Origin of the sequence: Pseudomonas sp. NPDC088322 (genome assembly GCF_044740745.1) — a bacterium.
GTDB classification, from domain to species: domain Bacteria; phylum Pseudomonadota; class Gammaproteobacteria; order Pseudomonadales; family Pseudomonadaceae; genus Aquipseudomonas; species Aquipseudomonas shirazensis.
The window spans coordinates 104,058-117,208 of the sequence record NZ_JBIURK010000009.1; the positions used below are offsets into that span (position 1 = coordinate 104,058).

The 13,151-nt window shown below is 61.9% G+C and carries 14 protein-coding genes and 1 tRNA gene; 9 read left to right on the forward strand and 6 right to left on the reverse strand.

Annotated elements, in window-relative coordinates:
• Positions 1–4 precede the first annotated feature (4 nt).
• Positions 5–703 carry an SDR family NAD(P)-dependent oxidoreductase gene (locus ACIOAU_RS21970; RefSeq protein WP_401184604.1) on the forward strand — a complete coding sequence of 233 codons (699 nt, stop codon included), beginning with the start codon at positions 5–7 and terminating at the stop codon, positions 701–703.
• A gap of 46 nt (positions 704–749) precedes the next feature.
• Here ACIOAU_RS21970 and ACIOAU_RS21975 read toward each other — a convergent pair whose 3' ends face one another.
• The 6 genes from ACIOAU_RS21975 to hemA all read right to left on the reverse strand — a co-directional run bounded on the left by ACIOAU_RS21975 (position 750) and on the right by hemA (position 6,104).
• Positions 750–1,277: an acyloxyacyl hydrolase gene (locus ACIOAU_RS21975; protein WP_101316502.1), complete on the reverse strand. Its 528-nt coding sequence runs from the start codon at positions 1,275–1,277 to the stop codon at positions 750–752.
• 101 nt (positions 1,278–1,378) lie between these two features.
• On the reverse strand, positions 1,379–2,176 hold the full coding sequence (gene murI / locus ACIOAU_RS21980) for a glutamate racemase (protein ID WP_220633084.1): 798 nt from the start codon (positions 2,174–2,176) through the stop codon (positions 1,379–1,381).
• A complete protein-coding gene (locus ACIOAU_RS21985; RefSeq protein ID WP_101316498.1) occupies positions 2,169–2,924 on the reverse strand; it encodes a molybdopterin-synthase adenylyltransferase MoeB in 756 nt (251 codons plus the stop codon). The genes murI and ACIOAU_RS21985 overlap by 8 nt, the downstream gene beginning before the upstream one ends.
• Positions 2,918–3,748: a peptide chain release factor N(5)-glutamine methyltransferase gene (gene prmC / locus ACIOAU_RS21990; RefSeq protein ID WP_101316496.1), complete on the reverse strand. Its 831-nt coding sequence runs from the start codon at positions 3,746–3,748 to the stop codon at positions 2,918–2,920. The genes ACIOAU_RS21985 and prmC overlap by 7 nt, the downstream gene beginning before the upstream one ends.
• The gene (gene prfA, locus ACIOAU_RS21995; RefSeq protein ID WP_101316494.1) at positions 3,748–4,830 is read right to left on the reverse strand and encodes a peptide chain release factor 1; all 1,083 of its coding nucleotides are present in this window, start codon (positions 4,828–4,830) and stop codon (positions 3,748–3,750) included. The genes prmC and prfA overlap by 1 nt, the downstream gene beginning before the upstream one ends.
• Positions 4,827–6,104: a glutamyl-tRNA reductase gene (hemA, locus tag ACIOAU_RS22000; RefSeq protein ID WP_101316492.1), complete on the reverse strand. Its 1,278-nt coding sequence runs from the start codon at positions 6,102–6,104 to the stop codon at positions 4,827–4,829. Before hemA ends, prfA begins: the two co-directional genes overlap by 4 nt.
• A 213-nt stretch (positions 6,105–6,317) precedes the next feature.
• On the opposite strand from hemA, the gene ACIOAU_RS22005 reads away from it, so the two are divergent.
• The 8 genes from ACIOAU_RS22005 to ychF all read left to right on the forward strand — a co-directional run bounded on the left by ACIOAU_RS22005 (position 6,318) and on the right by ychF (position 13,115).
• Entirely contained in the window at positions 6,318–8,042 is a 1,725-nt protein-coding gene (locus ACIOAU_RS22005) for a tetratricopeptide repeat protein (protein ID WP_401184611.1), read from the forward strand.
• Between the two features lie 3 nt (positions 8,043–8,045).
• Positions 8,046–8,663, forward strand: coding sequence for a lipoprotein insertase outer membrane protein LolB (gene lolB / locus ACIOAU_RS22010; protein WP_103436032.1), 618 nt, complete (start codon positions 8,046–8,048; stop codon positions 8,661–8,663).
• A gap of 3 nt (positions 8,664–8,666) precedes the next feature.
• Positions 8,667–9,512 carry a 4-(cytidine 5'-diphospho)-2-C-methyl-D-erythritol kinase gene (ispE, locus tag ACIOAU_RS22015; RefSeq protein ID WP_150572748.1) on the forward strand — a complete coding sequence of 282 codons (846 nt, stop codon included), beginning with the start codon at positions 8,667–8,669 and terminating at the stop codon, positions 9,510–9,512.
• A 34-nt stretch (positions 9,513–9,546) separates the two neighbouring features.
• Positions 9,547–9,621, forward strand: a tRNA-Gln gene (locus ACIOAU_RS22020).
• Positions 9,622–9,668: 47 nt separating this feature from the next.
• Positions 9,669–10,610: a ribose-phosphate pyrophosphokinase gene (locus ACIOAU_RS22025; RefSeq protein WP_099773531.1), complete on the forward strand. Its 942-nt coding sequence runs from the start codon at positions 9,669–9,671 to the stop codon at positions 10,608–10,610.
• Between the two features lie 123 nt (positions 10,611–10,733).
• Entirely contained in the window at positions 10,734–11,330 is a 597-nt protein-coding gene (locus ACIOAU_RS22030) for a 50S ribosomal protein L25/general stress protein Ctc (protein WP_150570046.1), read from the forward strand.
• A 77-nt stretch (positions 11,331–11,407) separates the two neighbouring features.
• Complete coding sequence (gene pth, locus ACIOAU_RS22035) at positions 11,408–11,992, forward strand: aminoacyl-tRNA hydrolase (protein WP_101316482.1); 585 nt, start codon at positions 11,408–11,410, stop codon at positions 11,990–11,992.
• Between the two features lie 22 nt (positions 11,993–12,014).
• On the forward strand, positions 12,015–13,115 hold the full coding sequence (gene ychF / locus ACIOAU_RS22040) for a redox-regulated ATPase YchF (RefSeq protein ID WP_101316480.1): 1,101 nt from the start codon (positions 12,015–12,017) through the stop codon (positions 13,113–13,115).
• The last annotated feature ends 36 nt before the right edge of the window (positions 13,116–13,151 follow it).

Consider the following 13,151-nt stretch of genomic DNA (forward strand, 5'->3'; position numbering starts at 1 on the left):
GTGTGTGACACACACAGGCAGTTTTTGGATCACCGGTGCTACCAATGGGCTTGGTCTGGCACTGGTGATTGAGTTGCTCAAGCAAGGCCATCGGGTTGCGGCCAGCTGCAACGACAGCCATCTGCTAGATACGCTGACAGAAGACCACGGTGAGCGCTTTTTGCCGCTGCCGTGGCAGCTGCATGACCATGCCCAGGCCACCGAGGCCGCTGCACAGGTGCAAGCGGTCTGGGGCGCGCTGGATGCTCTGATCATCAATGCCGGAACCTTTGATTACCTCGCGCCCGAGCTTCCTGATGACAAGGTGTTGGAGGCGATCGTCACCAGCAATCGGCAAGCCAGCAGCAATTGCCTGGTGGCAGCTGCGCCTCTGTTGGCCAACGGCAATTCGCCTCAGGTCATGGCCATTCTCAGCCGCTATTCTGCAATGCAGCTGCACCATCCCAATCAGCCTCTCAACGCCAGCAACAGCCTGACGCACTGGTTCCGCGAGCAGCGCCAGGCACTGCAGGCGCATAGCATCGATTTGACCGTGGTCGCACCACAATCGCTGCAGGCGCCGGTCACAGCCGCGCATGCCATTCCCGAACAATGGACAGCCGAAACCGCAGCGCAAGTGCTGGTCAGCAGCCTGCCTGAACGGGAGTCGGAACTGGTGTTGGAAGTGTGGAGCCTGAGCAGCCTGTGGCCGTTACCGCGCTAGAGCGGTTCCGGGGCCGCCTGGCGGCCCCGGCTACCTGACGGCGCGCTTACAGCGCCATACGGTAATGCAGCGAGTAGCTCTCTACACCATCATTGGGCTGCTTGATCCCGGCATTGGAGTAGTGGATCGCGCGCACGCCGATCTCGTGGCCGCCAGCAAAGCGCAGGCCGAAGCCGATGCGGTCTTCGAACTGGAACGAAGAGCCCAGGTCATTGCTTTCCAGCTTGGTGCGCGAGAACGCAGCGACACCGATACCTGCTTCGATGTACGGCTTGACGCTGTCACCGGCGAATTCATAGACGAATACCGGCGCGAACGACAGGCTGTGGTTGCTGGCAGTGGTGTCGCCGTCCCAGAAGGTATAGGCGCCATCCCAGTAGCCGGTTACCCGACCAACACTGGTTTGCCACCAGCTGGCATCCCAGTTCGATTGCAGGCCCAGGCGGTAGACCATGGTGGAGTCGCCGGTCTGCCCTACCGACAGCGACACGTCCGCCGCCTGCGCCGTTGTCATTTGCCCCATCGCCAAAGCGGCAGCCGCCGCCAAACCAAGCAGTTTCTTCATGAGAAACATCCCTTTCATTTGCTGTTTTAAGTGTTATGCCTCATCGGCACCTAGTAGAAATCAAAGCTTGTACGATAGTTCAGCTTTCTAGGTGGCTTTTCACATTTTTTTTACAGTGGGAAGCTTCGCACACTGTCGGACTTCTTCCACAACAAAGGTAGGATTTTTCTCAGATTGTCCGGATCACTGCTGGTCCAGAAGGCGGTCTGCTGCGCCGGCCCCTCTGCCAACAGGTCGCGTTCGCCGAGCAAACGCTGAAGTTGCCGGGCCACCGCAGCGCCGGTATCGATGATCGCTACATCTGCCGGAACCAGTTCGGCCAGTAGCGGGCGCAAGAAGGGATAATGCGTACAGCCCAGAATCAGCGTGTCACAACCCGCCTGCAGCAGCGGTTGAACATAGCCTGCGAGCAACTGGCGCAACTCGGCGCTGATCAGGTCACCCGCCTCGATCCGCTCGACCAACCCCGGGCAGGGCTGGGTGATGACGCGGACGTCGCTGGCGAAGCGGTCGAGCAAGGCGGCAAATTTGGCACTTTGCAGAGTACCGGTGGTGGCCAGCACTCCCACTACGCCTGAACGAGTCGCCGCCGCCGCCGGTTTGACCGCAGGTTCCATCCCCACCAACGGCCACTGCGGGTACTGCTCGCGCAGATCGGCTACGGCGGCCACGGTCGCGGTATTACAGGCCAGCACCATCGCCTTGGCACCTTGCTGCTGAAAAAACTCAGCGATATGGCGCAAGCGCTGGCGGATGTAGTCAGGGGATTTTTCGCCGTAGGGCACGTGACCACTGTCGGCCACGTACAGCAGTGATTCGTTGGGCAGTCGGCGCTGGATCTCGGCGAGCACCGACAAACCGCCGACCCCCGAGTCCATCACGCCGACCGGCGCCGAGCGCTCAGCCATGGCGCTGAGCGCACACGGCGCAGGCCGGGTCACGCTTGACCCGCAGTTCGCGCATGCGCGTAGTCAGCGCATCGATCAGCAGCAGGCGACCGACCAGCGGCTCGCCGAATTCGGCCAGCAGCTTGAGTGCTTCAAGTGCCTGCAGGCTACCGACCAGGCCTACCAGCGGGCCGATCACACCGGCTTCGCTGCAGGTCAGTTCGGCCTCGCTGCCGTGGCCATACAGGCAGTGGTAGCAAGGGCTGGTATCGCGCCGGGTGTCGAACACCGACAACTGGCCTTCGAGGCGAATCGCCGCGCCGCTGACCAGAGGCCTGGCCGCAGCTACGCACGCGGCATTGACCGCCTCGCGAGTGGTGAAGTTATCCGAGCAATCCAGCACCACATCGACCGCTGACACAGCCGCTGCCAGGGAATCCTCGTCCAGCGCCAAGCGGTGCGCAACCAGCTTGATCTCCGGGTTGATCGCCTGCAGCCGCCTGATCGCCGAGTCGACCTTGCCCATGCCGACACTGTCGGTGTCATGGATGATCTGCCGCTGCAGGTTGGTCAGGTCGACCGTGTCGAAGTCGGCCAGATGCAGCTCGCCAACCCCCGCCGCGGCCAGGTACAACGCCACCGGCGAGCCGAGGCCGCCGACGCCGACCACCAGCGCCTTGCTCTGCTTGAGCCGCAACTGGCCGTCGATATCCACTTGAGCCAGCAGGACCTGCCGGCTGTAGCGCAGCAGTTCCTGATCACTCAGCATGGCAGGCGCCCCAGCGAGATGCGTTCGTGGCCGCCCAGGTCACGCCGGCTGGCGACCTCGGTGAAGCCCTGTTGGCTGAGCAGTTCACGCACAGCATCAGCCTGATCGTAGCCGTGCTCAAGCAACAACCAGCCGCCTTCGACGAGGTGCTCAGGCGCCTGGGCGATGATCACGCGCAGATCATCCAGGCCATCGTCACCTGCCACCAGGGCACTGCTCGGCTCGAAGCGCACATCGCCAGCGACCAGATGCGGATCGGCAGCACGGATATACGGCGGGTTGCTCAGAATCATCGCGAAGCGCTCGCCAGCCAGGGCATCAAACCAGTGGCTCTTGCGCACCTCGACGTTGCTCAACTGCAAGCGCTGACGATTACGCTCGGCCAGCGCCACGGCGGCGTCGATCCGGTCTACGGCGACCACCTGCCAAACCGGGCGTTCGCTGGCCAGGGCCAAGGCGATCGCGCCGGTGCCAGTGCCCAGATCGAGCAACCGCGCCGGGCCGCCGGCTTGCAGCTCGAGGGCGGTTTCAACCAACAGCTCGGTATCGGGCCGCGGGATCAGGGTGTCTGGCGCAACCTCGAGGTCGAGCTTCCAGAACCCCTGCTGACCGAGAATATAAGCCACCGGCTCGCCGTCACGGCGGCGCGCGAGGTAGTCGGCAAACACCTGCGCGGCCTCACTGCTGACGATGCGCTCAGGCCAGGTGTGGAGAAAGCTGCGCGACTTGCCCAGGGCAGCCGCCAGCAGCAACTCGGCATCGAGCCGTTCGGTCGGCGAATCTGGCAACTGTGCGTTGCGCAGCAGGCTGGCAATAATGGTCATCAGTCCCCCAGGGCAGCCAATTGATCGGCCTGGTATTCGGCCAGCAACGGTTCGATCACGGCATCGACGCCGCCGGCGAGGATGTCATCCAGGGAGTACAGGGTCAGGTTGACGCGGTGATCGGTCACCCGTCCCTGTGGATAGTTATAGGTGCGAATGCGCTCGGAGCGGTCACCCGAGCCGACCAACAGCTTGCGCTCGCTGGCAATGGCGTTCTGCGCAGCGCTGGTCTGGATGTCGTTGAGCTTGGCCGACAGCCAGGACATGGCGCGGGCGCGGTTCTTGTGCTGGGAACGCTCTTCCTGGCACTCGACCACGATGCCGGTCGGCAAGTGGGTGATGCGGATCGCCGAGTCGGTCTTGTTGATGTGCTGACCGCCAGCACCGGAGGCCCGGTAGGTGTCTACACGCAGGTCAGCCGGATTGATCTCGATCGCCACCTGCTCGTCGGGCTCGGGCAGCACTGCCACGGTGCAGGCGGAGGTATGGATACGCCCTTGCGATTCGGTCTCCGGCACCCGCTGCACACGGTGCGCGCCGGACTCGAACTTGAGCTTGGCGTAGACGTTATCACCTTCGATGCGGGCGATGATCTCTTTATAGCCGCCGTGCTCGCCGACGTTCTCGGACAGAATCTCCAGGCGCCAGCCGCGCTTCTCGGCATACCGCGAGTACATGCGGAACAGGTCGCCGGAGAAAATCGCCGCCTCGTCGCCGCCGGTGCCAGCACGGATTTCCAGGAACACGTTGCGACCGTCGTTGGGGTCCTTGGGCAGCAGCATGCGCTGCAGCTGCGACTCCAGCTCGACCAACTGCTCCTTGGCTTCGCGGACTTCCTCGACGGCCATCTCGCGCATGTCCGGGTCGCTGTCCTTGAGCAGCGCCTGCGCGCCCTCGAGGTCAGCCTGGACCTTGCGCCATTCCTGGTAGGCGCTCATCACCGGCTCGACTTCGGCGTATTCCCTGGAATAGGCCCGGAAGCGCGTCTGGTCGGCAATGACCTCGCCGTCACCGAGCAGAGCAGTCAGTTCCTCGAAGCGGTCCTGGAGGATATCCAGTTTATTCAGCAGCGACGCTTTCATTGCGGGGGTTTGTCCGTGGAGCCCTCGTTGAGGGCAAAGAGTTCCTGGGCCATGGCCAGCGCATCGACGCGGCCCTCGGCCGAGAGCTTTTTCAGCTGCACGCTGGGTGCGTGCAGCAATTTGTTGGTCAGCCCTCGGGCCAGCTGGGCCAGCACGTCCTCCGGGTTGCCGCCGTTGGCCAGCAGCCGCTGGGCCTTCTGCAGCTCTTCATCGCGTAGCCGTTCACTTTGCTGGCGGTAGGCCTTGAGCACGTCGACCGCAGCCAGCTCGCGCAGGCGAACCATGAAGTCGCCGGCGCCGGCCGCAACCAGCTCTTCGGCAGCTTGCGCCGCGCCCTGGCGACTCTTGAGGTTTTCGGCGACGACATCGTGCAGGTCATCAACGGTATACAGGTAGACGTCATCCAGCTCGCCGACCTGCGCTTCGATATCCCGCGGCACGGCAATGTCGACCATGAAGATCGGCTTGTGCCGGCGTTGCTTCAGCGCGCTTTCGACCGCGCCCTTGCCCAGAATAGGCAACTGACTGGCAGTGGAACTGATGACGATATCGCTGTGTGCCAGCTCCTGAGGGATGTCCGCCAGCAGTACGGCATGGGCGCCGAACTGCTCGGCGAGCATGCTTGCCCGCTCCAGGGTACGGTTGGCCACGACGATACGGCGCACGCCCTGCTCATGCAGATGGCGGGCAACCAGGGTGATGGTTTCGCCAGCACCGATCAGCAGCGCCTGGCTACGGCCCAGGTCACTGAAGATCTGCTTGGCCAGGCTGACCGCGGCAAACGCCACCGACACTGGGTTTTCGCCGATCGCGGTGTCGGTCCGTACCTGTTTGGCGGCGCTGAAGGTGGCCTGGAACAGGCGCCCCAGCAGCGGCCCGATGGTGCCGGCCTCACGCGCCACGGCGTAGGCCGACTTCATCTGGCCGAGGATCTGCGGCTCGCCCAGCACCAGCGAGTCCAGCCCGGAGGCGACCCGCATCATGTGCCGCACGGCGTCATGTTCCTCATGCACGTAGGCGCTTGCGCGCAGTTCATCTACGCTGAGCTGGTGGTAGTCGGCCAGCCATTGCAACACCGCGTCGGCGGTCAACTGGTCCTGCTCTATGTAAAGCTCGCTGCGGTTGCAGGTCGACAGGATCGCTGCCTCGCGGCTGGCGGTCAGTCGGCAGAGCTGCTGCAGGGCGTCGACCAGCTGCTCGGGCGTAAACGCCACGCGCTCGCGTACGTCTACCGAGGCAGTCTTATGGTTGATACCAAGTGCAAGAAAGGCCATGCAAGGTCGCTGGTTGTGACGTGAAGCCGATAATTGTCCTACTTCGCAGGTTCCAGAACAACCACCGTTCACTATTGTCGTAATAGATCGTGGCCATGATGGCCACTACACGCGCCTGATTCTTAATCACGCGGTATGGCTTCGCAGGTGGGTTTGCCACTGCGCTTGTGTCATCATGCTGCGACCGCCGGATAGCACTTTTATACCTTATCTATGAATAGATCCCACGCACTGCTGCTCACCTTCGCCCTGCTGCAGGGCTGCCAAAGCCTGGCCCCGCAGAACGCCGCCGAGCCGCCTGCTGCAGAGGCCGCCAAGGCTGCGCAGGAAAAGCCCGTGGTGTACGGATCGTTCAAGCCGGAAACCCTCTACAGCCTGCTCGTCGCCGAGTTGGCCGGCCAGCGCAACCGTTTCGATATCGCCCTGGCCAACTACGTGGACCAGGCCGAGAAAACCCAGGACCCAGGCGTCTCCGAGCGGGCCTTCCGCATTGCCGAGTACCTTGGTGCCGACGAACCGGCGCTGGATACCGCGCTGATCTGGGCCCGCAACGACCCGGACAACCTCGACGCCCAACGCGCCGCCGCGATCCAGCTGGCGCGTGGCGGGCGCTACGACGAGTCGATGGTATTCATGGAAAAGGTCCTGCAAGGTCAGGGCGATACCCATTTCGACTTCCTCGCCCTGTCTGCAGCCGAAACCGATCAAAGCACCCGGGATGGCTTGATGCAGAGCTTCGAGCGCCTGCTGGTGAAGTACCCCGAGAACGGCCAGCTGATCTTCGGCAAGGCGCTGCTGCTCAATCAGGACGACAAACCGGAGCAAGCGCTGGCTCTGCTGGAGCAGCACCCACCGCAAAATGGCGAAATCGCTCCGATCCTGCTCCGTGCACGCCTGCTGCAAGCCCTCGACCGCGGCCCTGAAGCACTGCCACTGCTGCGCCGAGCAATCCGCGACAACCCGGAAGACAAGCGCCTGCGCCTGACATATGCGCGCACCTTGGTCGAACAGGACCGCATCGGCGACGCCAAGGCCGAGTTCGAAAGCATGCTCCAGCAGTACCCGGAGGATGACGAACTGCGCTATTCCCTGGCGCTGGTATGCCTGGAAAACAAGGACTGGGACGAGGCCGAAGGCTATCTGCAAGAGCTGGTCGAACGCGACAGCAACGTCGATGCCGCGCACCTCAACCTGGGCCGGATCCGCGAGCAGCGCAACAACCCGCAAGCGGCACTGCGCGAATACGCACTGGTGGGCCCAGGCGCTGACTACTTGCCGGCGCAACTGCGCCAGGCCGACATCCTCATCGCCAACGGCCGCGGCCGCGAGGCCTCGCGCCTGCTCGCCGAAGCCCGCGAAGCACAGCCCGACTACGCCATCCAGCTGTACCTGATCGAGGCCGAAAGCTACGGCAACAACGACAAGCCGGCGCAGGCCGACCAGGTCCTGCAGCAAGCTATCAAGCGCTACCCGGACGACATCAACCTGCTTTATACCCGCGCCATGCTCGCCGAAAAGCGTGACGACCTCGGCCAGATGGAAAAGGACCTGCGCGCAATCATCAGCCGCGAGCCGGAAAACGCCATGGCCCTGAATGCCCTCGGCTACACCCTGGCCGACCGCACCACGCGCTATGCCGAAGCCAAAGCCCTGATCGAAAAAGCCCACCAACTGACCCCGGACGACCCTGCCGTGCTCGACAGCCTTGGCTGGGTGAACTATCGCCTGGGCAATCTGGATGAGGCCGAGCGCTACCTGCGCCAGGCGTTGGTGCGCTTCCCCGATCACGAAGTGGCAGCCCACCTGGGCGAAGTGCTCTGGGCCAATGGCAAGCGCCGCGAAGCGCGCCAGGTCTGGGCCAAAGCCTTCGAAACCCAACCCGACAGTAGTGTCCTGCGCAAGACCGTCTTGCGCCTGACCGGATCAGAGACTCTCTAAGCCATGTTTTTGCGTCATTGCCTTACCTTTACCCTGATCGCCGTGCTCGCTGGCTGCAGCAGCTTTGGTAGTCGTGAAGCCGTGCAGGGCCAGGGCGACCCACAACTGTGGCGTCAACACAAACAACAGCTGAGCAGCCTCGACGGCTGGCAGATCAACGGCAAGGTCGGCATCCGCGCGCCCAAGGACTCCGGTAGCGGCACCTTGTTCTGGCTGCAGCGCCAGGATTACTACGACATCCGTCTGGCTGGCCCGCTCGGCCGCGGTGCGGCGCGTCTCACCGGTCGCCCCGGCGGCGTGGTGCTGGAGGTAGCCAACCAGGGCCGCTATGAAGCGCCAAGCCCAGAGGCCCTGCTCGCCGAACAGCTTGGCTGGGAATTGCCGGTGTCGCATCTGGTCTGGTGGGTGCGCGGCCTGCCCGCCCCCGACAGCAAGAGCCAACTGACCCTCGACCAGGACAGCCGCCTGGCCAGCCTGAACCAGGATGGCTGGCAGGTGCAGTACCTGAGCTACACCGAGCAGAATGGCTACTGGCTGCCGGAGCGAATCAAGCTGCATGGCAAGGACATCGACGTCACCCTGGTGGTCAAAGACTGGCAACCGCGGCAACTGGGGCATTGATAGATGACCACGCTGAGCCTGCCGGCACCGGCCAAGCTGAACCTGTGGCTGCATATCATTGGCCGCCGCGATGACGGTTACCATGAGCTGGAAACCGTGTTTCAGTTTCTTGACCACGCTGACCAGTTGCGCTTTGCCCTGCGCGACGACGATCAGGTGCGCCTGCACACGGACGTCCCCGGAGTCGACCACGACAGCAACCTGATCGTGCGCGCTGCGCGCCAATTGCAGCAGCAGTCAGGCTGCACTCAAGGTGTGGATATCTGGCTGGAGAAGCTTCTGCCCATGGGCGGCGGCATTGGCGGCGGCAGCTCCGACGCCGCGACCACCTTGCTCGGCCTCAACCATCTGTGGCAACTGGGCTGGGACCTTGATCGCCTGGCTGCGCTGGGACTGAGCCTGGGCGCCGATGTACCGGTGTTCGTGCGCGGCCATGCGGCCTTCGCCCAAGGTGTTGGCGAGCAGCTCACCCCGGTCGATCCGGCCGAGCCGTGGTATGTCGTGCTGGTGCCGCAAGTGTCTGTCAGCACAGCGGAAATTTTTTCACATCCGCAGTTGACACGTGATTCCCTCCCCCTTAAGATGCGCCCCGTTCCCGAGGGAAACAGTCGAAATGACTGCCAACCGGTGGTAGAGCAAAGTTACCCGGAAGTTCGCAATGCGTTGAATCTTCTTGGTAAATATACTGAAGCTCGATTAACCGGTACTGGAAGTTGCGTGTTTGGGGCCTTCCCAAGCAAAGCCGAAGCTGATAAAGTTCTGGCCCTTCTTTCAGAGACTCAAACAGGGTTTGTGGCAAAAGGAAGCAACGTTTCGATGTTGCATCGCAAGCTACAGAGTCTGCTCTAGAAGTCGAGTACACAGTACTCGCAGCAACAGATACAGGGGCGTCGCCAAGCGGTAAGGCAGCAGGTTTTGATCCTGCCATGCGTTGGTTCGAATCCAGCCGCCCCTGCCATTTTCCTATACTCATCCAGGTATACCCTCAGCCTTCAGGTACTGCGCGTGTCCAAGATGATGGTCTTTACGGGGAACGCTAACCCCGATCTGGCTCGACGTGTCGTACGTCAGCTGCATATCCCACTTGGTGATGTTTCTGTCGGTAAGTTCTCCGACGGTGAGATCAGCACTGAGATCAATGAAAACGTCCGCGGTAAAGACGTCTTCATCATTCAGCCGACTTGCGCTCCGACCAACGATAATCTGATGGAACTGGTAGTGATGGCCGACGCCTTCCGCCGCTCCTCAGCCTCCCGAATCACCGCCGTGATTCCTTACTTCGGATACGCCCGCCAGGACCGCCGTCCGCGTTCGGCACGTGTAGCCATCAGCGCCAAAGTTGTCGCTGACATGCTCACTGTCGTGGGTATCGACCGTGTTCTCACTGTCGACCTGCACGCTGACCAGATCCAGGGTTTCTTCGATATCCCGGTCGACAACATCTACGGCTCGCCCGTATTGGTCGACGATATCGAAGACCAGCGTTTCGAGAACCTGATGATCGTCTCCCCAGACATCGGTGGCGTCGTGCGTGCACGGGCTGTTGCCAAGTCGCTGGGTGTCGATCTGGGTATCATCGACAAACGCCGTGAAAAGGCTAATCACTCCGAAGTGATGCACATCATCGGCGACGTCGAAGGGCGCACTTGCATCCTGGTAGACGACATGGTCGACACCGCCGGCACACTGTGCCACGCGGCCAAGGCTCTGAAAGAACACGGCGCTGCCAAGGTTTACGCCTATTGCACGCACCCGGTTCTGTCGGGCCGAGCGATCGAGAACATCGAGAAGTCGGTACTCGACGAGCTGGTGGTGACCAACACCATCCCGCTGTCGGCCGCTGCTCAAGCCTGTGACCGTATCCGCCAGTTGGATATTGCACCGGTTGTCGCTGAAGCGGTTCGCCGCATCAGCAACGAAGAATCGATCAGCGCGATGTTCCGCTAAGCGGAACCCCGTTGACGAAAAGCGCCCCGCCCCGACCCTTATGTCGGGGCGGGGCTTTTTTGCCCACCCCGTTTGGCGCTGGTCGCAAACGCCTGCGGGTGCTGGCTATTTTGGAGAAACAAAATGACTGATTTTACCCTGAACGCAATCAAGCGTACTGACCTGGGGAAAGGTGCGAGCCGCCGCCTGCGTCACACGCAGAGCATCCCTGCCGTCATCTACGGTGGCAACAAAGAAGCTGAGTCCGTGACCTTCGTTCTGAAGGAAATCGCCAAGCTGTTCGAAAACGAAGCTGCCTTCAGCCACGTGATCGAGCTGAACGTTGACGGCGCCAAGCAGAACGTCATCGTCAAGGCTCTGCAGCGTCACCCGGTCAAGCAGTTCATCATGCACGCCGACTTCATCCGTGTTGTCGCTGGCCAGAAACTGACCGCTCAGGTTCCAGTGCACTTCATCAACGAAGAAGCACCGATCAAGAAAGGCGGCGAGATCTCGCACGTTGAAGCTCAGATCGAAGTTTCCTGCGAAGCCAAAGACCTGCCAGAGTTCATCGAAGTTGACCTGGCTAACGCTGAAATCGGCACCATCATCCACCTGTCGGACCTGAAAGCTCCTAAAGGCGTAGAGTTCGTAGCTCTGGCCCACGGTGATGACAAAGCTGTTGCCAACGTTCACGCTCCGCGCGTTGTTGCTGACGCTGAAGAAGGCGCTGCTGAGTAATCTACTCGGCGCGCCGGTGTTGACCGGGTTACAGTGCCCAGCACTGTGACCCACCAACTCCAAGGAAGAGCCCCTACGTGACCGCCATCCAGTTGATCGTCGGCCTGGGTAACCCCGGCCCCGAATACGAACAGACCCGGCATAACGCAGGGGCTCTTTTCGTTGAACGCATTGCCAGCGCCCAGCGGGTTTCACTCACTGCTGACCGCAAATATTTCGGCCTGACGGCAAAATTCAGCCATCAGGGCAACGACGTTCGTCTGTTGATCCCCACCACCTACATGAACCGCAGCGGCCAGTCCGTGGCGGCCTTGGCCAATTTCTTCCGGATCAAACCGGAGGCCATTCTGGTGGCTCACGACGAACTCGACTTGCCTCCGGGCGTCGCCAAACTCAAACGAGGTGGCGGCCACGGTGGGCACAACGGGCTGCGCGACATCATCGCGCAACTCGGCAACCAGAACGACTTCCATCGCCTGCGGCTTGGCATCGGCCACCCAGGTGACGCCAAGCTGGTCTCCAACTTCGTCCTTGGCCGCGCACCGCGCGCCGAACAGGACAAGCTCGACGCCAGCATCGACTTTGCCCTCGGCGTGCTGCCGGACGTGCTCGCCGGCGACTTCGCCAAGGCCATGCGCGAGCTGCACTGCCAGAAGGCCTGATCTCACCAAGAGGGGAATTTCCATGGGTTTCAATTGCGGCATCGTCGGCCTGCCCAACGTCGGCAAGTCCACCCTGTTCAACGCGCTGACCAAGTCCGGCATCGCGGCTGAGAACTTCCCCTTCTGCACCATCGAGCCGAACAGCGGTATCGTGCCGATGCCGGATGCGCGCCTCGCGGCTCTGGCTGAAATCGTCAAGCCGAACCGCATCCTGCCGACCACCATGGAGTTCGTCGACATCGCCGGCCTGGTTGCTGGTGCCTCCAAAGGTGAAGGCCTGGGCAACAAGTTCCTCGCCAACATCCGCGAGACCGACGCCATCGCCCACGTGGTGCGCTGCTTCGAAGACGAGAACGTGATTCACGTCTCCAACAGCGTCGACCCCAAGCGTGACATCGAGATCATCGACCTCGAGCTGATCTTCGCCGACCTCGACAGCTGCGAGAAGCAACTGCAGAAAGTCACCCGCAATGCCAAGGGCGGTGACAAGGAGGCCCTCGCGCAGAAGGCCATCCTCGAGAAGCTGATCCCGCACTTCACTGAAGGCAAACCAGCGCGCAGCCTGATGAAGACCATGGGTGACGACGAGAAGGCCGTGATCCGTGGCTTCCATCTGCTGACCAGCAAGCCGGTGATGTACATCGCCAACGTTGCTGAAGACGGCTTCGACAACAATCCGCACCTGGATGTAGTGCGCGCGATTGCTGAAGAAGAAGGCGCGGTGGTGGTGCCGGTATGCAACAAGATCGAGGCCGAGATTGCCGAGCTCGATGACGGCGAAGAGAAGGACATGTTCCTCGAAGCCCTGGGCCTGGAAGAGCCTGGCCTGAACCGGGTGATTCGCGCCGGTTACGAGCTGCTCAACCTGCAGACCTACTTCACCGCCGGTGTGCAGGAAGTACGCGCCTGGACTGTGCGCATCGGTGCTACCGCACCGCAGGCGGCTGGCGTGATCCACACCGACTTCGAGAAAGGCTTCATCCGTGCTGAAGTAGTCGCCTATGACGACTTCATTCAGTTCAAAGGTGAGAGCGGCGCCAAGGAAGCAGGCAAGTGGCGCCTGGAAGGTAAGGATTACATCGTCAAAGACGGCGATGTGATGCACTTCCGCTTCAACGTCTGATTGGTTTCAGGTTGATGTGAAAAATCCGATGCCTTG